General features: G+C 43.3%; 22 protein-coding genes. 12 read left to right on the forward strand and 10 right to left on the reverse strand.

The annotated features are described in order from the left end of the window. The first annotated feature begins 5 nt into the window (after positions 1-5). Positions 6-317, forward strand: coding sequence for a prephenate dehydrogenase (locus L2730_RS10220; RefSeq protein ID WP_248974507.1), 312 nt, complete (start codon positions 6-8; stop codon positions 315-317). A gap of 170 nt (positions 318-487) precedes the next feature. Then, entirely contained in the window at positions 488-2,230 is a 1,743-nt protein-coding gene (locus tag L2730_RS10225) for a GGDEF domain-containing protein (RefSeq protein WP_248974508.1), read from the forward strand. A gap of 30 nt (positions 2,231-2,260) precedes the next feature. Here the strand turns inward: L2730_RS10225 and L2730_RS10230 are convergent, their stop codons facing one another. Beyond that, on the reverse strand, positions 2,261-2,800 hold the full coding sequence (locus L2730_RS10230) for a DUF3016 domain-containing protein (protein WP_248974509.1): 540 nt from the start codon (positions 2,798-2,800) through the stop codon (positions 2,261-2,263). 258 nt (positions 2,801-3,058) lie between these two features. On the opposite strand from L2730_RS10230, the gene L2730_RS10235 reads away from it, so the two are divergent. Both L2730_RS10235 and L2730_RS10240 read left to right on the forward strand, forming a co-directional pair. Next, complete coding sequence (locus L2730_RS10235) at positions 3,059-3,364, forward strand: hypothetical protein (RefSeq protein ID WP_248974510.1); 306 nt, start codon at positions 3,059-3,061, stop codon at positions 3,362-3,364. Positions 3,365-3,652: 288 nt separating this feature from the next. Continuing rightward, the gene (locus L2730_RS10240; RefSeq protein ID WP_248974511.1) at positions 3,653-3,961 is read left to right on the forward strand and encodes a hypothetical protein; all 309 of its coding nucleotides are present in this window, start codon (positions 3,653-3,655) and stop codon (positions 3,959-3,961) included. A gap of 57 nt (positions 3,962-4,018) precedes the next feature. Here L2730_RS10240 and L2730_RS10245 read toward each other — a convergent pair whose 3' ends face one another. Then, positions 4,019-4,528, reverse strand: coding sequence for a DUF4240 domain-containing protein (locus tag L2730_RS10245; protein WP_248974512.1), 510 nt, complete (start codon positions 4,526-4,528; stop codon positions 4,019-4,021). A gap of 178 nt (positions 4,529-4,706) precedes the next feature. Between L2730_RS10245 and L2730_RS10250 the strand changes: the two genes are divergently transcribed. The 5 genes from L2730_RS10250 to L2730_RS10270 all read left to right on the forward strand — a co-directional run bounded on the left by L2730_RS10250 (position 4,707) and on the right by L2730_RS10270 (position 8,160). Next, entirely contained in the window at positions 4,707-5,093 is a 387-nt protein-coding gene (locus L2730_RS10250; RefSeq protein WP_052634154.1) for a hypothetical protein, read from the forward strand. 84 nt (positions 5,094-5,177) lie between these two features. Then, positions 5,178-5,975, forward strand: coding sequence for a response regulator (locus L2730_RS10255; RefSeq protein WP_248974513.1), 798 nt, complete (start codon positions 5,178-5,180; stop codon positions 5,973-5,975). A gap of 137 nt (positions 5,976-6,112) precedes the next feature. Then, positions 6,113-6,385, forward strand: a complete 273-nt coding sequence (locus tag L2730_RS10260) for an HU family DNA-binding protein (protein ID WP_020910742.1) — start codon at positions 6,113-6,115, stop codon at positions 6,383-6,385. Positions 6,386-6,815: 430 nt separating this feature from the next. Continuing rightward, entirely contained in the window at positions 6,816-7,511 is a 696-nt protein-coding gene (locus L2730_RS10265; protein ID WP_248974514.1) for a TorF family putative porin, read from the forward strand. Positions 7,512-7,980: 469 nt separating this feature from the next. Continuing rightward, positions 7,981-8,160 (forward strand): hypothetical protein, encoded by a 180-nt coding sequence (locus L2730_RS10270; RefSeq protein ID WP_044555588.1) that lies wholly within the window; start codon positions 7,981-7,983, stop codon positions 8,158-8,160. 86 nt (positions 8,161-8,246) lie between these two features. On the opposite strand, the gene L2730_RS10275 is transcribed toward L2730_RS10270, so the two are convergent. The 5 genes from L2730_RS10275 to L2730_RS10295 all read right to left on the reverse strand — a co-directional run bounded on the left by L2730_RS10275 (position 8,247) and on the right by L2730_RS10295 (position 13,726). Then, entirely contained in the window at positions 8,247-9,617 is a 1,371-nt protein-coding gene (locus L2730_RS10275) for an alanine/glycine:cation symporter family protein (protein WP_248974515.1), read from the reverse strand. A gap of 247 nt (positions 9,618-9,864) precedes the next feature. Next, on the reverse strand, positions 9,865-11,073 hold the full coding sequence (gene arsJ / locus L2730_RS10280) for an organoarsenical effux MFS transporter ArsJ (RefSeq protein ID WP_248974516.1): 1,209 nt from the start codon (positions 11,071-11,073) through the stop codon (positions 9,865-9,867). A 102-nt stretch (positions 11,074-11,175) separates the two neighbouring features. Next, entirely contained in the window at positions 11,176-12,186 is a 1,011-nt protein-coding gene (locus L2730_RS10285) for an ArsJ-associated glyceraldehyde-3-phosphate dehydrogenase (protein ID WP_248974517.1), read from the reverse strand. 118 nt (positions 12,187-12,304) lie between these two features. After that, on the reverse strand, positions 12,305-13,330 hold the full coding sequence (gene arsB / locus L2730_RS10290; protein WP_248974518.1) for an ACR3 family arsenite efflux transporter: 1,026 nt from the start codon (positions 13,328-13,330) through the stop codon (positions 12,305-12,307). Positions 13,331-13,381: 51 nt separating this feature from the next. Continuing rightward, the gene (locus tag L2730_RS10295; RefSeq protein WP_248974519.1) at positions 13,382-13,726 is read right to left on the reverse strand and encodes a metalloregulator ArsR/SmtB family transcription factor; all 345 of its coding nucleotides are present in this window, start codon (positions 13,724-13,726) and stop codon (positions 13,382-13,384) included. A gap of 181 nt (positions 13,727-13,907) precedes the next feature. On the opposite strand from L2730_RS10295, the gene L2730_RS10300 reads away from it, so the two are divergent. Next, a complete protein-coding gene (locus L2730_RS10300; protein ID WP_248974520.1) occupies positions 13,908-15,161 on the forward strand; it encodes an alpha/beta fold hydrolase in 1,254 nt (417 codons plus the stop codon). Between the two features lie 72 nt (positions 15,162-15,233). Here the strand turns inward: L2730_RS10300 and pmbA are convergent, their stop codons facing one another. Continuing rightward, entirely contained in the window at positions 15,234-16,574 is a 1,341-nt protein-coding gene (gene pmbA, locus L2730_RS10305; protein ID WP_248974521.1) for a metalloprotease PmbA, read from the reverse strand. Between the two features lie 171 nt (positions 16,575-16,745). Between pmbA and yjgA the strand changes: the two genes are divergently transcribed. Together yjgA and L2730_RS10315 are read left to right on the forward strand one after the other, a co-directional pair. Continuing rightward, complete coding sequence (yjgA, locus tag L2730_RS10310) at positions 16,746-17,288, forward strand: ribosome biogenesis factor YjgA (protein WP_020910730.1); 543 nt, start codon at positions 16,746-16,748, stop codon at positions 17,286-17,288. 148 nt (positions 17,289-17,436) lie between these two features. Further along, positions 17,437-19,962, forward strand: coding sequence for a hypothetical protein (locus tag L2730_RS10315; protein ID WP_248974522.1), 2,526 nt, complete (start codon positions 17,437-17,439; stop codon positions 19,960-19,962). A gap of 136 nt (positions 19,963-20,098) precedes the next feature. On the opposite strand, the gene L2730_RS10320 is transcribed toward L2730_RS10315, so the two are convergent. After that, the gene (locus tag L2730_RS10320; RefSeq protein WP_248974523.1) at positions 20,099-21,241 is read right to left on the reverse strand and encodes an ABC transporter permease; all 1,143 of its coding nucleotides are present in this window, start codon (positions 21,239-21,241) and stop codon (positions 20,099-20,101) included. Between the two features lies 1 nt (position 21,242). Then, the gene (locus L2730_RS10325; protein WP_248974524.1) at positions 21,243-22,403 is read right to left on the reverse strand and encodes an ABC transporter permease; all 1,161 of its coding nucleotides are present in this window, start codon (positions 22,401-22,403) and stop codon (positions 21,243-21,245) included. Between the last annotated feature and the right edge of the window lie 13 nt (positions 22,404-22,416).

The raw sequence follows: 22,416 nt of genomic DNA on the forward strand, positions 1-22,416 counted from the left end.
CTGTTATGCCACACACACAGGTTACCGAGCAATTAAAAGCCAGTTTGCAAACCGCATACCGCCAAGCTATCGATGCAGATACCAGACTTGATGAGCTAAAAAAAGCGGGTCACGTTAAGTTTGATACTATCTTTACCAAAGACGAAGGCTTTTCTACTGCCAGCAATCGCTTTCAACCTTATGTACAAGAGCTCGCAGTTGAGATGGAAGCCATGACTCAAAACACAGAGACAATGGCACAATCGCTTGAAGGTTATGTGCGTAAGCTTGGCCTATTACTGCAAACTATGCAGGCTTTTAAATCTAACGCCAAATAATTTAACAGCAAGAACAGTCCATTAATGGCATAGCAACCAAACTTAGCGCATAGAGGTCATCGGTTGCTACTAATTTGTTAATGGATTGATTTCTGTCATCTAAATGTCATTCTAACGTCATATAATTTTCTGCCTCTTAGAGACTAAGTATTAGATATTAGGTAGATAATATGACCGCAATAGATCTCAAAAATGAACTCGCTAAAATAATCGAGCGAGAAAAAATCAACGCGGTTTTTCAACCCATCTGTAATATCTCAATTTTCCAAATTCATGGTTTTGAAGCACTGAGCCGTGGTCCAGAACACAGCCCACTTTACTCTCCTGTGCCGCTATTCAAAACCGCAGCCTATGAAGGCCGTTTGTCAGAACTTGAGAGTTTATGTCGCCGGATATCTATCCAGCAATTCAAAAATGGCGCGCTGCCCGGTAAGTTGTTTATCAATATATCTCCGAAAGCACTACTCGACCCCAATCACGCCAAAGGGCTGACTTTAAGCTTAGTGCAGGATTTAGGGATCCACCCTTCTCAAGTCGTGATAGAGCTCTCAGAGCAATACCCTGCCGATGATATCGACCTGCTAAAGTCTTGTTTAAATCACTATCGCAGCCAAGGTTTCTTGACCGCAATTGATGACTTAGGCGCAGGGTACTCAGGCTTAAGATTATGGTCAGAGCTGGCACCTGATTATGTTAAAATTGATAGACACTTCATTGATTCGATTGATTCCTCTCCGGTTAAACAGGAGTTCGTTCGCTCTATCGTGGATCTTTGCCAAAACTTGAGTTGCAAAGTTATCGCCGAAGGCATTGAGACTGAAAAGGAGCTCGCAGTATTAAAACAGTTGGGCATTATCTATTGTCAGGGCTATTTGCTGGGCCGTCCCGAAGCCTCACCAAAAACAAGCATTCCACGTCAAGCGAATATAGAACCAATGACTCATCACATTCGGTTCGCAGACTCAGCAGAAAGCCTCAGTTGCAGCGCGATAACTTGTGACTCAGGGACTAAACTAAAAATTGTCGGCAAACAATTTAGTCAACAGCCGGCCCTACGGGCGATAGTGGTAATGGATAGGCATAAGGTGATCGGCCTCATTGCACGTTCGCACGTCATCGAACTTTTCAGCACCCCCTATGGTCGCTCGCTACACGAACATCAAGCTGTTGACAATATTCTCGATAACAATGTCATTCAAATAGAGGCCCACCAACCTTTATCCCAGGTTAGTCAGCGGCTAACGTCAGAATCAACAGGCCTTGTCGCACAGCAATTTATTGTCCTCAAGCAAGGGCGACTTTTGGGTATTGGCCATACCAAAGATCTGCTAGCACAAATCACTGAGCAAAAAATTACTGTCGCACGTCATGCAAATCCGTTAACAGGCTTACCTGGCAACATACCGATCCAGCAAGAGTTACAACGATTAAAGCAACAGAAGAAACCATTCTATTTGGCGTACTTCGACCTATCGTATTTTAAGCCTTACAACGATATCTATGGCTTCAGCCGTGGCGATGAAGTCATCATGGAGGTCTCTCGATTATTACAGCGCCAGCAAAACAGCGACAACTTTGTCGGTCATGTTGGCGGAGATGATTTTGTAATCATAAGTACATGTGATGACATTCAGCAGCAAGCACTCAGCATCATTGACGAATTTGAAGCGGTAAAATCACTGTTTTATTCAGATAAACACTGGATAGAGCAACGCATGTTGGCGGAAGATAGAAAAGGGGTGACTTGTTATCACGGCTTAATTGCATTAACAGCAGGATTATTACCACCATTCATCACATCAAACTGCAATGAGCATCAGTTGTCCGTCTATAGTGCCCAAGCAAAAAAACAGGCTAAGCAAGCCAGCAGCTCATTTAGCCTATTTCAATTACACCAAGAGAGAATTGCTTAGCATTTAAATACTAAACATGATTAGCGATAATCAAATCTTAGGTGCAACGGTATCTTTTAACCAAGAAGTCAGCATCGCATTTTCATAGCGATTTGGCCTGTTATTGGTCTTATTAATTGAGTACATAAAGTTTAGATCAGTCAGCTTCTCATCACCCGCGATGATTACTTGCTCACCTTCAGTGATTTTATAGCTAAAGGTAATACGCGGTGGATAAAGATCTTTAACCACTCTTAAATCATTTGTCGTCGCCCCAAATGTAGGTCTCACATCTCCGGCTAAATCGAGATCTGTTACCACCATTTCCAACTTTTGATTCGGCTTAAGAATTTTAGCCGCTTCTTTGTTTAGGTTTTTAGTCAGCTCCTTAAAAGTTCGAGCTTCAAAGCGAGATTGAATATCACCACTGGATTTAACATCGCGAAAACTCTTAGGATCTTGCCACTCAACTTTAACAATACCATCCTCAGTAATCGGGTTTTCAACCGCTTCATCAGCAGCTATAGCTGATGCGGTTACCATCGAACCTGATAACATCAGTCCTGCAACGAGTAAGTGTTTTAAATTCATATATTGGCTCCACGGTTAAACAAAGGGTATGTTCTATTTCTTAAGTATAATCGCCTTTAGCTGAATCACTGCTTAATATGAAACGTCTAATATTCAGCCAGTCTTATATTAGTAGACCACAGCGCATACTGATTTGTTGCATCAATCTGTATCAGTTCACGATTAAACAAATTGGGTGAAGCAACAGTTTGCATTCTCAAGCTTAAATATTATCCTGTCAGCAACAGCTCGCTACCTATATCAATTGGATATATTTTCATGCAAAAGTTTGCTCCAGTCATTTTAGTGATCGTCATTTTTTCTGCCCTAGCCTTGGCTATCGTCAGTATCAATGAATCAGAACAAAGCTCATCTTATGAGACTTGGTCCTCTTTCGTATATAAGAGTGGCTATAATTCGGGAGGATACGACAAAAAAGACAACTTTGATGATTACTCTAGCTGTAAGGCATTCTCTCAACAGCAATCTAAACAACTGAATAATGCTACTTGGGAGTGCGGCCTTAATTGTAGTTTTGATTCAATGCGCCAAGGATTTCATTGTGAAACAATGACTAACGAATAAAAATGTTAACAGCATTGGTATCCAAAAATCTCTAACCGTAACAATTATCAGTTACTCAAAATAAACAAGCAGAGACTTAATCACTTGTTTATATTCATATTTATAAACTCTAAGTCTTAAACGACCCTCTGCTCACTTTTCGTTCAGCTTTGGTACATGAAGTATTCGATAACATACGTATCAAGCAAACGCATCCCCAGAGGAAAACCTCTTAGCTAAGTCGCAATACGCACAAGTTAAGAGAAAGCAGTTCCTATACTGGTCACTAATTAATACTTGGAGTCAAATATGAACTACTCAAACATTACAAAACTACCGTTTTCAGGTCGTCTGGCATTTATCGCTGCAATACTTTTCTCATTCAGCTTCATTGGCCAAGCAAGTGCCAATGACTTCACTCCAGCCGAGCAAGCTGCAGTCGACGGACACTTTGAAATCCTTGCAGAACAGCAAGCTCAATCAGACCAAGAGCTAGAGAGTAAACTTCAAGCAGAGTTTGACGAGCAGGTAAGCGACTCAGAAGAGGAGTTTATGGAGCTAACATGTGAAGCGCACGGTTATGACTTCGACAGTGAAATTAGCGCTTGTACCGACTAAATATCGCGATACAAAAAAACGAGGCCTTGCCTCGTTTTTTTGTCTCTTACTACCGTCTTAAAACGGAAAAGCGGCACTCAATAATGGATAAGTAGCCTTGAGCTGTTTTTTCTTATGAGAGAATTTCTTACCCGCTGGTGACGCCTGGCCTGATGGCACATAGGGAAGTTCATCATCGACGCGTTCTTCATAGATCTGACCGGCGATCAAATCATATTCATCTAAAAATGGGTAAGCATAGCCATCTTTCTCTGGCCACTCAGTCAAATGCCCAAGCTCGTCGGGTGACTCTACAACTTTGTCGTACCAGTCCTTACCTAGAGAGATCAGAAAGCACCTAAATTCAGCAAAAGCGTACTCAGAATCACAACCAGTGATGATGTAAGCAGCGCCCCAAACAGTCCATGAATAGCTGCGGCGCATCTGTTGGCCAAAGATTTTATCAAAATCACGCAACTCTTGATTACTCAAGGGCTCAAGTTTCTGTTTCAACGTTTCAGCCAAATCTGTTTGATTTTGCGTGGGAGAAGTACGGCTAACCAGTTCCCAAAACTGTGACTCTGTCATTTTGCTCTCTAAAATACGGTGGCTATAGCGCTATTCTAGCGTAATCCTCGATAAAATAGTTAGCAAACTAATGACAATTAGCAAGCTGATAAAGTGGACTCATTGCGCTGATTTTTTTACACTCACAGCGCTCTGTACGAAGAGTTAACCTTTTTTATACAACAAAGTTAGGAAGCCAATGAAGAAGCCTCACCCCATGCTGGCAGTGTTAATGTTTATCTATGTCTTACTGGCTTTTGCCGCTCTATGGCGTACAGCGACAACCCAATCCTATGACCTGTTCACTTTAGGTGTTTTCCCGGTGTTATACGGCCTTATCATGCGCCGCTATTGGGCTGCTGTGGTGCTCAAAATATATTTGGCTATTCAAACCGTAGCACTATTAGCATTAGCCACTGCAGCGGTTATCGCTTACCAAATTACTCCGGAAGATGTAAAAGTGGTTTTTCAAGGCCGTGATATCCCTATTAGCGCCATAGTTTTCTCAGCATTAATTGCCATGAGTTTCCAATATTGGATTGCCTTTAGCCAAAAGACAAAAGATTACTTAAAACAAGAAGAATAAGTTTCAATTTAACAAGTATGACCATCGCACTATAATACGGTGGACAAACCATATAACTAATAATAACAAGTGGTAAAGCTATATATGAGCGATTTACAACCGAGTGAACTGTCGATTCTGCTGGTTGAACCTTCAGATACTCAGCGAAAAATCATTGCCAATCGATTAGAGCAAGAAGGTGTCAAACAGATCCAAACAGCAACGAACCTTCAGCAGGCACTCACTATCATTAAACGCCATCAGCCTGATCTGATTGCCAGTGCAATGCATTTTGAGGATGGCACAGCCCTAGAACTGCTAAAACAACTCAAATCATCAGAACAATTTAGCGATATTCAGTTCATGTTAGTCTCTAGCGAATGCCGTCGAGAGCAGCTAGAAAGCTATCGGCAATCTGGCGTTGTGGCCATTCTGCCAAAGCCGTTTACGTCCAGTCATCTTGGTAAAGCACTCAACGCAACGATTGACCTACTTAGCCACGACGAATTAGATCTGACTCATTTCGATGTACAAGATCTGCGAGTACTGGTGGTCGATGATAGCAAGATGGCACGAAACGTCATTAAGCGCACCATCACCAACCTTGGTTTACGTATGATTACCGAAGCGCAAGATGGCCAAGAAGCGATTGAGCTCATGCAGCAACAGATGTTTGATTTGGTGATTACCGATTACAATATGCCCAGTGTTGATGGCTTAGCACTGACGCAATTTATTCGCAACGATAGCGAGCAATCTCACATTCCTATTCTGATGGTGTCATCAGAAGCTAATGACACCCACCTAAGTAACGTGTCACAAGCTGGAGTAAATGCACTTTGTGATAAGCCATTTGAGCCTCAAGTAGTCAAACAAATCCTGTTTCAACTGCTCGAAGAGTAGAAAAATTGAGAAATCGTTCCTATTTTTGACTTTAAAGGCTATTTCATAGGCTTAAAGCGCTTTTCAAATGCAAAAGCTTGTGGCATGTTAGATAGCGCTACTAACAAATAAATCTACGGAAAGAAGAGACGATTCAAATGAATAAGACTGAACTTGTTGCAAAAATGGCTGAATCTGCGGAATTAACGAAAGCTGAAGCCGCACGTGCATTAAAATCTTTTGAAGAAACTGTTGCAGAAGCGATGAAAAATGGAGAGAAAATCTCTATTGTTGGTTTTGGCTCTTTTGAAACTTCAGAGCGTGCAGCTCGCACAGGTCGTAACCCACAGACTGGTAAAGAGATCCAGATCCCAGCGGCTACAGTACCTAAGTTTAAAGCGGGTAAAACGCTTAAAGATAGCGTTAACTAATCACAATCTCTGTGATTAATATAAAACCTCCTCTAAGGAGGTTTTTTTATGCCCCTTGCCTGCAACCATTCTTGATATATGACTGAATGCTCTATCTTGTTCCGTACAGAATTTGCTATTGCCGTCTTCTTTGGCCGTCAGATAGAGGAGGTGCCAGTCCAATGAAGACCTACTGACAGCGATTAACCTCAAACTCGCCTTGCCTTCTGCAATTTAAATTCCCACTGTATGAACAGAGACTTAATGCAGTTAATAGAACTGCTGTAATATTGCACTAAACCAGTGCCCTCTGCCCTAGATTGATTCAATTCGACTTACAGACATTGTAGTCGCATAATTAACCAACTGTTTTATAACATGAAAATTTCTGGCTTGGTCTTTGCTTTATCCTCCACGACAATGACAAAAATGATAATTCTAGGGGAAGAGAATGAACAAGCTATTAATAGGTACAGCTGTTATTACCACAACTGCATTACTGAGTGTTTCAGCACATGCTGCCGTTGAAGCCAATATTGGTGCAACATCTAACTATTTGTGGCGCGGTATAACTCAAACAGATGATGCTGTTGCAGTTCAAGGTGGAATTGATTATAGCCATGATGTGGGCTTCTACGCAGGAACATGGGCATCCAATGTCGATTTTGGTAATGAGACAAGCTACGAGATTGACTTCTATGCCGGGTTTGCTGGCAGCATAGGGGACGAGTTTGGTTACGATATTAGTTATCTTTACTACGCCTACCCTGATGCTGACGACAGTGTTGATTTTGGCGAAGTAACAGCAGCCGTTAGCTGGAAGTGGATTGAAGTCAGCTACGCCCATGTTGTGAATGCGGGTAGCGACGTCACAGGCGAACCAACACTCGATGAAAAAGATATGGGTTACTTGCAAACAACCTTAACTTTTCCACTCTCAGAAAGCTTATCCATTGCTGCTCATTACGGTTATTCAACGGGTGATGTGGTTAGCGCTTGGTATGGCACCGATAACTATGCCGACTACTCACTGTCTCTCAGTAAAGATACTGACTTTGGCACAGTATCTTTCATCGTTAGCGATACAGATCTCGAAGAAGATGATGCAAAAGTTCTGCTCGGCTACAGCTACAGTTTCGCTCTCTAATCACTAGATTAACTATAAGCAAACGATCTACATAGGGTGTTTTTGGCAAACTAGTGCAAGGTGAATGCATTATGCATTTGGCTCCCATTGCATTTTCATTCAATACATAATCAGCACTGACAAGCCAAAACCTCTCTTAGGTCGCTATCTTAGTGGTAAACTTACATGAATCAAGCCGAGATAAAATCTAAAGCTACGCAATATATCGTTATTAAATTTCACTTAAACTCGCATTCAGTAGTATTTAGAACCATTGAATCGACCAAACTGTAATTTTGTTACACAGATCGCATATTTTTAATTAATTGCCTGCTAAATTCCTTCTTAAGCGCTCACTAATGTGGCAGTTAACAATGCCAATGCGAGCACGAAAAAATCTGTTATTAACCTATAAGTATCAATAACATTCTTACGACTCGGCAATAAAAAAATGCCAAGAGAGTGGATACTTCTTAAAGAGGAATTCGTGATGGCTCAGATACTAGATTTTGTGCCCAACGATGCAGAAATTGAAGCGTTAACAGCCCCTAAAAACAAAAAGGCTGCTGATGATCTAGCGCACAAGAAAGATGTCAAAAAACGCTTAGAAGCCTACTTAGAAAGAACCCAGCTAAAACAAGCAATGGGTGATGACGAGTTCTGGGCTTAATATCAAAGATATAAGCGCAATAAAAAGCTCCTGAAAAACATCCAGGAGCTTTATGAATCAAGTCTATTGTAGGCTTATACTACAAACTACGACTCAGCAGCTTCCGTTTCACGCTTCTTAAGAAAGTACTCTCTTGTCAACGCAAACACCACAGGGCTTAATAATGCCAATGCGATTAAGTTTGGTATCGCCATCATTGCGTTTAACGTATCTGCAAGTAGCCAGATAAACTCTAATGAGCTGACTGCACCTAAAGGCACAACGATCACCCAAAGGATCCTAAACGGCTTAATCGCTTTAACACCAAACAGGAACTGTACACACTTCTCACAATAGAAACTCCAGCCCAAAATAGTAGTAAATGCGAAGACTGACAAAGCAATTGCGACCACATAGTTACCTAACGGGAATGCATGGGAAAACGCAAACGAAGTGAGTGCTGCGCCGTTCTCACCTGATGTCCATGCCCCTGACACAATAATCGCCAAACCTGTAATGGTACAAACGATCAAAGTATCAATGAAGGTACCTAACATAGCGACTAAGCCCTGAGCCACAGGATTGTTAGTTTGAGCAGCAGCGTGTGCAATCGGCGCACTACCAAGGCCCGCCTCGTTGGAAAACACACCACGAGCCACACCAAAGCGAATTGCCGCCCATACCGCTGCACCAGCAAAGCCACCTTGTGCAGCAACGGGGTTAAATGCACTGTGGATAATCAATTCAAATGCCGCAGGAATTTCTGCAGCATATACCACCAATACCGCAATACCTGCAGCAATATAAAAAATGGTCATAATAGGTACAAGCTTACCGGCAACATCAGCAATACGCTTAATGCCGCCCATTAATACCGCGCCAACTAATACCATCAACACTAAACCAGTCACCCAAGTCGGAACGCCAAAGTTACTGCTTAATGCATCGGCCACTGAGTTAGCTTGTACAGTATTACCAATACCGAAACCAGCTAGAGAACCAAATAGAGCAAACGCTGTACCTAACCAAGCCCACTTTGAACCTAAACCATTCTTGATGTAGTACATTGGGCCACCCACGTGGTTACCATTGTCATCCACTTCACGATATTTAACCGCTAATACAGCTTCGGCAAACTTGGTGGCCATGCCCACTAATGCCGTACACCACATCCAAAATAGCGCGCCTGGGCCGCCAATAAAAATGGCGGTAGCGACACCAGCAATATTACCAGTACCTATGGTTGCTGATAATGACGTCATTAGCGCGTTAAACGGGCTAATCTCTCCTTTCATGTTTTTGTCTTTATCAGGAATACGGCCTGACCAAAGCAGTTTAAAACCAGTGCCCAGTTTTAAGATTGGCATTAGGCGTAAACCAAAGGTGAGGAATAAACCCACCCCTAAGATCATGACTAGCATAGGAGTACCCCATACTACACCGTTGATCATGCCAACAAATTCAGTAATAGCTTCCATTCAAACCTCGTTGATACAGATTATTTATAGTTATTTTTATCGTTTTATTTTTATGTAGGGCTTTTTGATCTTCCCCATAACAAGAGCAAGGTCAAAAGGCCCTAATGTAACGTGACTTAAGTCAACAAAATACATCGAACAAACAGAGTACAACGAAATGTTCACCTTTGAAAAGGCCACATGAGAGAAAGGCGCTTGAAGATTATGATACTAGCGTCCAATGACGCTATTAGATGTTAGTGATTGATTACTTTCTTGGTAACTTAAAAGAGATAAGCCAAGTCAGCAGTAAGAAGGTTGTAGAAATAGCTAAACACGCCCCAAGCCCAGCAACTTGATATACCCAGCCAGACAATATGGTACCAATAAGCCTTCCCATTGCATTCGCCATATAGTAAAAACCAATGTCGAGAGAGACACCATCATCCCCTGCGTAACTGACTATAAGATAACTATGCAGTGAAGAGTTGATCGCAAATACGGCCCCAAAGACCAACAAGCCAACAATTAGAGCCACTTGGGGAGCGACCCAAGCGGTATAGATTGCCAGAGTTAATAATGCGGTAACCAATGACAGTAGCCCAGCCCAGATTGTTGCAATTCTGCCATCAGGGGCTGATTTTCTAGCCGTGAACGATGGCGCTATCGATTGCACCATCCCATAAGCAATGACCCACAACGCGAGAAAAGCGCCAACACTGCTATGATCCCAATTTAGTTGGCTGGCAAGAAACACTGGCAGTGCAATCACAAACCAAACATCTCTGGCTGCAAATAAAAATAGTCTTGCAGCAGAGAGAATATTGACCTTGTCGCTCTTAGAAAAAATTTGGGTAAATTTAGGCTTAGATTTCGCTTTACCTAAATCAGCTTTCAAACTGACTAGACTGCAAAGCCAGACCACTAGCAAAGCAGCAGCCATAATCGCTATTGCACCAGTAAAGCCTGCCGCTGTGAGCAACACTCCACCGAGAAAGAAGCCAGCACCTTTTAAAGCATTTTTCGAGCCTGTTAGCATGGCTACCCAACGATAAAGTTTATCTTCGGCATCTTTGGGTACCAGAGTCTTTATCGCACTTTTGGCGCTCATTTTGTTGAGATCTTTAGCTATCCCAGAAAGCGCCTGTGCTGCCATCACCCAAGGTACGGTCAGCATAGCGGTTGGTAGCAACAACATAGATAATGCGGCAATTTGCAGCCCCAAGCCTATATTCATAGTGCGATTAAGTCCCAGACGCGCGCCTAACCAACCACCGACTAGGTTGGTGATAACGCCGAAAATCTCATAGAACAGAAACAGCATTGCAATGGCAAGAGGTGTATAACCTAGGTCATAGAAGTGCAACACTACCAACATACGCAGCGCACCGTCGGTGAGTGTAAAGGCCCAGTAGTTAGCAGTAACTAACAAGTACTGCCGAACACTTTCAGGTAAAGCACGATATTTTTCTAACACTTTTATCAACCTAAGTTTTTTCAAAAACCACAGTAATCATTGACCAATAGAAATCAAGCAGCTCAGCAATATACAGACAGCCCCTACTCTTTGGCGGCCAGGCTATTCCTGATCTTGTTGACCGACCATAATCGCCAGCTCTGCGGTGCGATTAGCGTAACCCCACTCATTGTCGTACCACACATAGAGCTTAACTTGCGTGCCATTAACAACCATGGTTGATGGTGCATCAATAATGCTCGAACGAGGGTCAGTTTTGTAATCGACTGAAACCAAAGGACGCTCTTCAAAGCCTAGAATGTCTTTTAACTCACCCTGTGCCGCTTGTTGCAGCAGCGCATTAACTTCAGCTTCAGTAGTATCGCGCTCAACTTCAAATACACAATCGGTCAACGAGGCATTGGCAAGAGGAATACGCACTGCATGACCGTTTAACTTACCTTTTAACTCAGGGAAAATATGAGTAATCGCCGTAGCACTGCCAGTTGTTGTCGGGATGAGGCTCAAACCGCAAGCACGTGCGCGCCTAAGGTCTTTATGGGGGGCATCTAGAATCGTCTGCGTATTGGTAATGTCATGAATGGTTGTCATCGAACCGTGCTTTATACCTATTTTTTCATGAATAACTTTTACCACTGGCGCCAAGCAGTTAGTGGTGCAAGATGCGGCGGTCACAATCGGATGGATATCTTTGTTATAAAGTTGATGATTCACTCCCATAACAATATTAAGCACCCCTTCCTCTTTAACAGGTGCAGTAACCACAACTCTTTTAACACCTTGATCCAAGTAAGCTTGCAGTAAGGCTTTAGTCTTCATAACGCCAGAGGCTTCAATTACCACGTCACAACCAGACCAATCTGTTGCCTCAATAGTATTATTGCGGCTAGTTGCGATCCGTTTATCAGCAACAACAATACTTTCACCCTCTGCGGTCGCTTCTTCAGACCAGCGGCCATGGATAGAGTCAAAAGTCAGTAGATGGGCTAATGTCGCCGCGTCTCCAGCGGGATCATTAATCTGTACGAACTCTACATCGCTATGATGCCAAGCTGAACGTAGTGCTAAACGCCCCATTCTACCAAAGCCATTGATACCAATTTTGATTGTCATAGTGCCCTCTTAACCTGTTATTTAATCATGTAAGTAGTACTAGTGATCGAGTTCATGCTCAAGACTAGCGTGCAAAACTATTTCCGATATGGCATCTGCCATATTCTGTGATAACGGCCTAAGCCTCATCAGCAAACATATGTCGGCTGCGATTAGCGATTGCCACCAGCGACAACATCACAGGCACCTCTACGAGCACACCGACCACCGTAGCGAGTGCTGCACCAGAGTGTAGCCCGAATAACGAGATAGCGACGGCGACTGCTAGCTCGAAAAAATTGGACGTGGCAATCATGCAAGCTGGTGCGGCGATTTTATGAGTTAGCTTGAGCTTTCTCGCTGCATAAAAAGCGATAAAGAAAATGCCATAAGTTTGGATCATTAATGGGATTGCGATGAGAAATATATCTTGCGGCTGCGCAATAATGGTTTCAGCCTGAAAGCCAAATAACAATACAACCGTTGCTAATAATCCAACCATTGACCAAGGTTTTAAGTTGGCAACAAATGCATTGAGCTGGGCATCACTGCCCTTTTTTTGTAAAAGGTGCCGAGTAATAGCGCCTGCCACTAATGGTAAAACCACATACAAGCCAACAGATGACAACAGCGTTGCCCAAGGCACTTGAATATCACTGACGCCCAGTAACAGTGCGGTGATAGGTGCAAAGGCGACCACCATGACGAGATCATTCACCGATACTTGCACTAGCGTGTAATTAGGGTCACCTTTAGTTAACTGGCTCCAGACAAAAACCATCGCAGTGCACGGCGCAACCCCAAGTAATATCATACCAGCAATGTATTCGCTGGCGGTCTGCGGATCGACAAACTCGACAAAGAACACTTTGAAAAATAGCCAGCCTAACGCCGCCATGGTAAATGGCTTAATCAACCAGTTAATCACCAAGGTCAGTACTAATCCTTTCGGGCTCTTGCCGACATCTTTTACCGCTGAGAAATCGATCTGCACCATCATCGGGTATATCATCACCCAAATGAGGACTGCGATGACCAAGTTAACATGGGCATATTCAAGCCCTGCAACTATGGCAAAAGAGCCTGGAGATAAGTTCCCTAAAACCACACCAGCCACAATTGCTAGCCCAACCCAAACACTTAAATAACGCTCAAAAATACCCATAACATCTGACCTAAATTTAAAATAGTGAAACAGAATAAAAATAGCAGCCTGTTAGCAGCATGTTTTAATGCGTTCAGGACGATCGCCCATTTGCTTAAGCTGACTTAAATTGTCTTTGATAATCTCATTTTGCTGCTTTGCTAAGGTCGTTAGGATCTCGCTTGCCCACGCTGGTAACTCCGGATTAACTCGATAAAAAACCCATTGACCTTGACGTCTATCAACCAATAATCCCAGTTTGCGCAGCTGTGCCAAATGGCGAGATATTTTAGGTTGGATCTCATCAAGCGCCGTCATCAACTCACAAACACAAAGCTCTGTTTCAGCCTGGATCAGCAATAAGCTACGCAGTCGAGTGTCGTCGGCCATCGCCTTAAAAAACGTTAAAGGTTTCATTTTCATTACCCGAAGAGTATAAGTATTAGAGACTAGATATATGAAAAATGATATATACGATTTACCATATATTCAAGTTTTAATTTGAAAAAGTAACGAAATAGTCGTGAAAATTGAGCTTTAGATCCGTTTACTGCTAAGTTATCTATATGATTTTCAAAATTGTATTCATGTCATAGCAATGAAAATAAAGGAAATATTTTTAACTGTAGCACTGATGATTTTTCTCAGCGGCTGTGCCAATTTTCGAGATCTAGCCAAAGAGGTCGACATGCTGGAACAGGTCTATGTCGAGTATCAGGTTAATATCGAGCCTGAGCATCAAGTGGGATCTTTTGTGTTAGTGCTGCTGCAGCAAGTCGATGCTAAGACTATCGATGGCTACGAAGTTGTTATTGGCAACCAACAGATCACTGTAACAACCGATGCTCTAAGCAAGTATCTTTTTACTTTCAACGATGTAAACCATGACTTGCGCTTTCAGGTTGGTGAAGCTTTTGCTATTACTGAATTAGCCGTAAATAGCCATGACACTGATCTTACAATAACGCTCAGCAAGACAGAGGGGACTCCGCCAACGGCATTGATTGATAGACCACTCGTTAACCTAGTCGACGTAAAAATTAGCCCTGCAAAAATAGGTGAAAAAGCTCAGCTAAATGAAGACAAATTCGATCGTAAAACGGCGAAACTTGGTATGTGGAAACCTGTTACTCACCTGTTTGAGGGTAACAGTGGCGTGTTCTTTCTTGATGAGTTTGATAGCAATAAAACGCCTATTCTTTTCATTCACGGCATGAACGGAACAGCCAGAGACTTTGCACCACTGCTTGCCAATATAGATAGACAGAAGTATCAAGTTTGGGTAATGAACTACCCCAGCGGTTTACCGCTTGAGTTATTAGCAAATGGCCTTAACAGCCTGATTAAAATTATCGACTATCGCTATAACGTAAAAACTCTGCACTTAGTGGCTCATAGTATGGGCGGCTTAGTGGCTCAAGCTTACCTCGATCTTTGCCGAAACCAATTAGGCTGTAATGATATTGCCAGCTTCACTTCAATATCTAGCCCTTTTGGCGGAGTCGGCTCAGCTCAAAGCGGCATTGATTACGCCCCAGTTGTCATGCCAGCATGGCGAGACTTAGCCCCGAGTAGTGATTTTATTGGCAAGCTATTCTCTAGCAGTGAGCTTCACTCTACAACACCGCCACATCTGCTAATTTTTGGTTATAAGATGAGTGGAATTCTAAACCAAGAGAGCAGCGATGGTGTCATTAGCCTCGAGAGCCAACTCAGCGATAAAGCGCAACAACGAGCTGTCAAAGTTTATGGATTAAATGAAGATCATGTCAGCATTCTTAGCAATGACCAGCTACTCCAAACACTCAATAGCTTTTGGCAAGAGAGTGAACAGGCGCACAGCAAAAGATAACCACAAAAAAGGCTTCCAGAGGAAGCCTTTTTCTTCAGGTATAACGGGGGATAGCTCGCAAAAACGAATAACCTAACTACCAGCGATCTTCATTTTATCCATCAAAATTCCGCCTGTGCGAATTGATGAGCGAAGATCTCTATCTTTTGCCACTGCGACAATGTTGCTGTACATATCTTTTAAATTACCAGCAATGGTGATCTCTTCCACTGGGTACAAGATAACGCCATTCTCGACATAAAAGCCTGCAGCGCCTCGTGAGTAATCACCAGTCACCGTATTAACCCCTTGCCCCATCACTTCAGTGACAATCAAACCAGTCCCCATCTCTCGAACGAGTTGATCAAATGTTTGCCCAGTTGATGACAATGTCCAATTATAAATCCCACCCGCGTGACCGGTGTTGGTCAGTCCAAGCTTTCTAGCCGAGTAACTTGTTAGCAGATACGTTGCTAAACGACCATTGTCGATAATTTTACGCTCTTGAGTACCTACACCTTCACTGTCGTAGGCAGCACTGGCTAATGCTCCTTTAAGCAGTGGTTGCTCCTCAATGCTAAACCAATCAGGAAAGACTTGGGTATCAACCGCATCTAACAGAAAGCTGGATTTACGATAAATACTGCCACCGCTAATGGCGCCAACTAAGTGCCCCATCAAGCCCGTAGCGATTTCAGGCGAAAACAGCACTGGTAGCTCTGTGGTAGCAAGTTTACGGCCACCTAATCTGCCTGCTGTCTTGGTAGCCGCTTTCTTGCCGACCAATTCAGGCGCTAACAAGTCAGCGTATTTTCTAGCGACGGTATAGTCATAATCTCGCTGCATACCGTTATCGTTTTCACCAATAGCGACACAACTTAAACTATATCGAGAGCTGCAATAACCATGTAGGAATCCATGGCTATTGCCATAAACTTTGACACTTGAATGAGCGTTAGCGCTAGCCCCATCGGATATCTGCACGCGATCATCAGCATCAAGAGCAGCCTCTTCAGCCAAAATCGCAATACGCGTTAACTCTTCAGGCGAAACAGTCTCAGGATGATAGAGGTCAAGATCAGGAAACTCCTTCGCCATCAGTGACTTTTCAGCAAGGCCATTAAAAGGGTCTGCAGAAGTAAAGCGAGCAATATCATCAGCCGCTTTTACCGCTTGTTTAATTGCCGCAGGGCTAAGATCTGAGGTTGAAGAACTGCCCTTGCAACCATCTCTAAATAGCGTGATCCCCAAAGCACCATCTTTATTAAACTCTACCGTTTCAACCTCTTTCATACGAGTTGAAACGGAAAGGCCTTGTTGCTTGCTAATTGCAACTTCTGCACCTGAAGTGCCTAAGGTCTTGGCATATTCCAACGCTATTGAAACAGCGTCTTTAAGGGGAACTAATTCGATATCAATGCTAGGTGAGGACACAAATCTACTCTTCAATAATCGGTAATGACATAAGCATAACAAACCCAAAAACCAATCACATTAAATAACTTTAGCTTTTAGATCGCCCTAATTAGGTTAGGCCAAAAATTGACAGGTCAACTGGCTTTATAAATGTTATTATTATCTTAGTATTTGTAAGAGATTTAAGATATGAAGATTGTCGGTGACTCAGAACACTTCCACCAGCCCTATGACAAAAATGATGATTACGAAAGCAGAGCAGATGCTAAGCGTGAAATCGTCATCTATCAAGAACTAGGTAAAAAATTGATTTTACTTAGTAAAAGTCAGATTGAGAGACTCAATCTAGATGAAATAGTTTATGACAACGTATTAAAAGCGAAGACGATTAAGATCAATACTGAAGCCTATCGTCGTCACCTGCAATATATTGGTAAGTTGATGCGCTACGTTGACATTGAAGAGCTACAGCTCGCAATGAAAAATGTATTGAATCAAAACAGCAATGAAAGTGCTAAAACTAACGTTGCAGACAAGACGCGTGATCAGCTGCTGAACGAAGGCGATCCTGCGATTCAAGCATTAATAGAGAAGCATCCACAGCTTGATAGACAGAAGTTACGTCAGTTTGTACGTCAGGCAAAGAAAGAACTGACTAAAAATGCTGATATTACTCTGTCGAAAACAGCGAAAGAGTTAAGTAAATATTTACGTAACGAAATCACAGAATAAGCGTGACTAATCTAGACATTAGCTCCCTGAATAAGTAGTTTATTCAGAGAGCTATTTTTTGGGTCAAATAGGGTGGAAATAGACCTATATATGACTACACAACTCCCCTTCAAACATTACTGTATATAGTTGCACAAGGAATTTGCGAATGCCCCTCACCAAAAAGCTGGCCGCCCTCCCTGTTACTCTTTTATGTTTATCTGCCTTAAGTGGTTGTAATGGCGCTTCAGGCGATAATGAAGATACCGATAATGGCGGTGTTTATAGCCTGTCTTTAAGCTATAAAACTGTGGTTGATGGACAATGTGCAGAAACCACTGATGCACTTAGTTTCAGTGCCGATAGTTCATTCTGTGCAGTCGCTCACCTTAAGCAAGATGGCAGTAACCGTAATGGCAAGCTGATCGCCTTCTCAACCAGCTTTGGCGAGCTTTCAGCGGCTACAAAACTGACCAACAGCAGTGGTCTAGCCGAAGTCATTGTTAGTAATTCAGCTGTAACTGAAGGTGCAGGCACTCTAACTGCAAACTTCTCTGAAAATGAAGATACTGCCAGTGGCACTCGTAATTTCGAATTTACCTCAGCCACATCGCCGTCAGAGCCAACATTTAGTCTCAACAGCGCCATCATTAATGGCACTACCATAGTGACTCAATTCAAAGCTGAAGAGACAGTACAACTGCAAGCACAGTTTTTGGATGAACAAGGCTTAGGCGTTGCCGGTAAAATGGCAACTTTTGTAGCGGGTAGCGTTAATCTAACTCCAAGTTCTGCACTCACTAAAGAAAACGGTATCGCTCAAGTGAGTTATACCCCAACAGAAAGTGAACTCGGTGCGGCCAACATGACGGTAACGCTAGAGAGTGACGGTAAAACCTACCAAAGCTCTGGACTTTATGAAGTTTTAGCAAAGGATGCTGTCAGTGAAGATGGCATCATTGTTATCGGTAGTTTCTCTGCTGATGGTGCAACTTTTACAGAAAACCAATTAGCCACAACATTACCACTCGTTGATGGCAAGTACATGGTTAGCGCCGGCGGCACCTTCGGTGTCACTGCTGATTTAGCAACAAAAAACGATGATGGCAGCTACACTCGGCTACAAACTCCTACCAGTGTTAGTTTCAGCTCAAGCTGTGTATTAAGTAATAGCGCCAGTATCGACTCACCGGTGACATCTCTTTCAGGCACTGCAAGCTCTACTTTCCAGAACAGCAGTTGTAGCGGTAATAGCGAACGCGATGACCAAATCACTGCAACAGTGGTTGCAGGCAACCAGAGCATTAGTGCCAACCTTGATTTCTCACTCGCCAGCCAAACCCTAGCAAACTTAAGCTTTGTGTCCGCAGAACCGACTTCAATCCGCATTAAAGGAACAGGGGGCACAGGTTCAAGTGAATCGTCACTGATCACCTTCAAGGTCTCAGACGCTAATGGTCAGGCTATTGCTCAGCAACAGGTCGACTTCTCTCTCGATACGAGTGTCGGTGGGATTAGCTTCTCTAATGGCAATACAACGATTAGCAATACCAGTAACTCTAGTGGATTGGTCAGCGCCAGCGTACTCTCCGGCACAATTCCAACCCCTGTACGCGTGCTTGCAACAGCGATTGGTTCTGATGATGAGAGCGTCACGACACAGTCAGAGCAATTGAGTATTAATACAGGTTTACCGCAACAACTTGGATTTAGCGCATCGGCATCAATATCCAATCCAGAAGCGGGGGATTTCAATGGCGAGAAAGTCTCTATTACCACCTACGCCTCAGACAGCTTTGGTAACCCAGCACCCGATGACACCACGATTAACTTTACCGCTGAAGGCGGGCAAATTGTTTCTAGTTGTTTAACTGTAAATGGTGCCTGTAGTGTTGAATGGACCTCTGCCAGCCCAAGAGTGCCAGATCACCGTATTACTATTTTGGCCTACGCGCTTGGTCACGAAACTTTTTTCGATACCAATGGTAATAACATATTTGATGATGCCGACGGTGGCTCAGTGGCTTTAGCCTGTTTGGATAGAGATGGCAATGCCGTGGCTTGTTCAGGCAACGGTATGGACATTGAAACTTACCATGCGGGTGGTTTTAGCGACCTTGGCGATGCATTCAGAGATGATGATGAATCTTATACTTATACCTCTGGCGAACCTTACTTTAATACTGCAGCCAAAGATAGTTACACGGCAGCCGATGGAAAATTCAACGGCCCTCAGTGTGACAGCGTCAGCTTATGTGGTGAAGGTTTAGCTAACAAGACTTATATCCGTAAAGCACTGATTTTAACTATGTCTGGCTCAGATGCCCATTTTGAAATTAGCCAAGATGGTAATGTGATTTATACTGATGGTGATTCAACTATCGCAGCGACTGCGATTCCAGCAGGTGCATCGTCTACATTTAGCATCCGTTTCTTTGATAGCGCCGACCAAATAATGCCAGCGAACACCACCCTCAATACCACAGCAAGTCAAGGTGAGTTGACCGCTGATGCATACGTGGTGCCTAACCGTAATAGTATTGGTGGCACGACGACAGGCTTCACTTTGACCAATGATATAGATCCCACAAGCACTGGCGAACCCGCTAAAAACAGTACAATTTCAATTGAGGTACTGACCCCTAAAGCAGTTAAGTCGACAATTGGCTTTAGTGTTGAGCTAACAGGAACTTAAGCTTCAAGCTGTTTTGAGTAAAGCTAAAAAAAGCCCGCTGCAATCTTATTGCAGCGGGCTTTTTAATAGCATACGAGCTCAACTTTTATAACGTTAAACAGCTCCGATTATCACTGAGCTGTTAACGCATTCCCCCTTAATCATCGATTACGGTGGTTAAACGCCTCTTTGTGCCCCAATAGGCGAAAGTAAAATATATCGCTACCATCGCCCACAGCTGCAGCCATTGCGGCATGATACTTTGCCAAGAGGCGCCCATTTGATTGAGTTCTAACATCGCCATTATACCGGGCACTGCGGGGAAAACTTGCGACACCGCCACCACAGATTCAGGGATCAAGGCCGTTGGCCATACAAAACCCGATACAAATAGAATAGGCATAGAGATTAGCAGTAACACCTGCGTCGGCAAATCACGTCGAGTAAATAGACTACTAAATGCAATTCCTGCTGCTGTGGTTGCCAGCAAAAATGGCAATAACAGTAACGCCACTTGACTAAAACTTGCCTGTAAACTTACGTCGTACCAATAGTAACAATAGCCAACATAAAAACTGGTTAGCAGGCTATAAATCACCATAAAAGCTGCCATCCGACCACATATCAATTTAAGCGGGCTAACCTGCTGCCAGTAACCAGCTTGTTGCCACTGGCTGGCTCCTAGAATACTGGTACCTATCAACAGTGTTTGATGCAAAATCAGTAAGAACAGTCCAGGCACAATATAAGGGGTATAACCTAAACTCGGGTTAAAAGCTGGAATACTATTGAGCTTAACGACATCAAGGCTTCTATCTGCCGCTTGTGCACCGCTACCTTGTGCTAGTAGACCTAAACGTTGAATATTTTTACCAGCATCAAGACCCGCAGCAATCAATCCTTCAGCAACAGCAGAGTAAATTAGAAAGTAACTCGCATCACCACCATAGCTCAGTGTTACCCCACGTCCGAGTATCAGGTCACGCCTAAAATCTGCAGGAATAACCAGCAGACCGTGTGCCCTGCCAGTTTCTATCCAGCTTTTTGCCTCATCAATGGAGCCTAATTTGGCAATCACTTTAATTTTAGCACTGGCATCAGCATGGCGGATAAGCTGTCGACTTAATGACGAATTATCGTGATCAACCACCACCAGTTGTTGGTCGGTAGGCACTTGATTGAGATAGGGTAACGGATAGAGGATAGCGTAAAAAAGCACACCACCAAATACAGTTAGCACTATGGTTTTGTCTGCTAATATTGCTTTCAACTCGGCGAGAATAAGCTGTAAAAAACTCATGCTAACTCTCCTCTTGGGTCGTTGCTATCGCAATATCATCAGTTGACTCAAACCCTTTCTTTGCTAGAAAACTAATAGGTATAAGCAGCAATAAATAACCCCAATAACTGGCAACCTGTGGCAATGTGGCTAACCAACCTTGACCATAACTAACAATGGCGACGTGGGTTTCAATATAGTGACTAGTAGGCATAATGACTCGCCACCACTGTGCTAGTTCAGGCATCTCATGGGTTGGGAACGTTACCCCCATAAACGCAAACGCGGGCGCAAACATCGCGGTACAAAAACTTATCACTCGAGCGCTGTCTTTAAGTGCAAAGAAGATCAACAGTACCATCAGCCAAACGGCAAGTAACATGATTAATTGCGCCACTAACAACAGCGCAATGCTACCCTCAATTGGTAAACCTAGATACAGATAGATGAGCGCCAGAATAAAGCCACCGTGCAATAAAACGAGTGGAGTATAAAACAGCATCTTAGCCGCGATCCCTTTCCACACCCCCAATGCCATCCATTCTGAAGTGGTATTCCAGCGTAGCTCTCGATTCAAACTATTGGCAAACACCATCATTGCGACCAGCTGTAATAGCGCAATAAGCACCGGCGGCACCAAAAAGCCGACATAGTTGTTATTGCGATTGAACAACGCGGTTGTTTGGCTACTCACTGGACTTAAATTAACGGCGACTTTTGCTTTAGGCACACCCGCTGCCAACTGCTTGATTGCCGCTAACGGTTTTAATCCATCAGCCATACTGGCTTGCAGCTGACTTGAAAGTAGTTTACCTACCAGCAAAAATTGACTGTTATATCGAATATCGATGGTGGGGCTTTCACCTGTCAGCAGATCTCGTTTAAAGCCGTGTGGCAGTACAAGCAAGGCATAAACATCTGCTTGCTGCATCGCTTCAACTGCGCTTGCAAGATCGGTATAACTGATAGGCTTTGTAACAGGGTTTGCTTGTAATTGCCTAGCTAAGGCACGGGAAACTTGGCTTTGGTCCAAATCGACCACCGCCACCGGCAGTTGTCTCGGAAGCCCGGCACTAAAAAGTAGCCACAAACCGATAATGCTGAGTAGCGGGATATAGCTGATAAGTGCCAACTGCCAAGGATCATCCATTAAGGCAGCAAGCTCTCTTTTTAGCATTGTCATCAAAGCAAAAGCC

Origin of the sequence: Shewanella kaireitica (assembly GCF_023284045.1) — a bacterium.
GTDB classification, from domain to species: domain Bacteria; phylum Pseudomonadota; class Gammaproteobacteria; order Enterobacterales; family Shewanellaceae; genus Shewanella; species Shewanella kaireitica.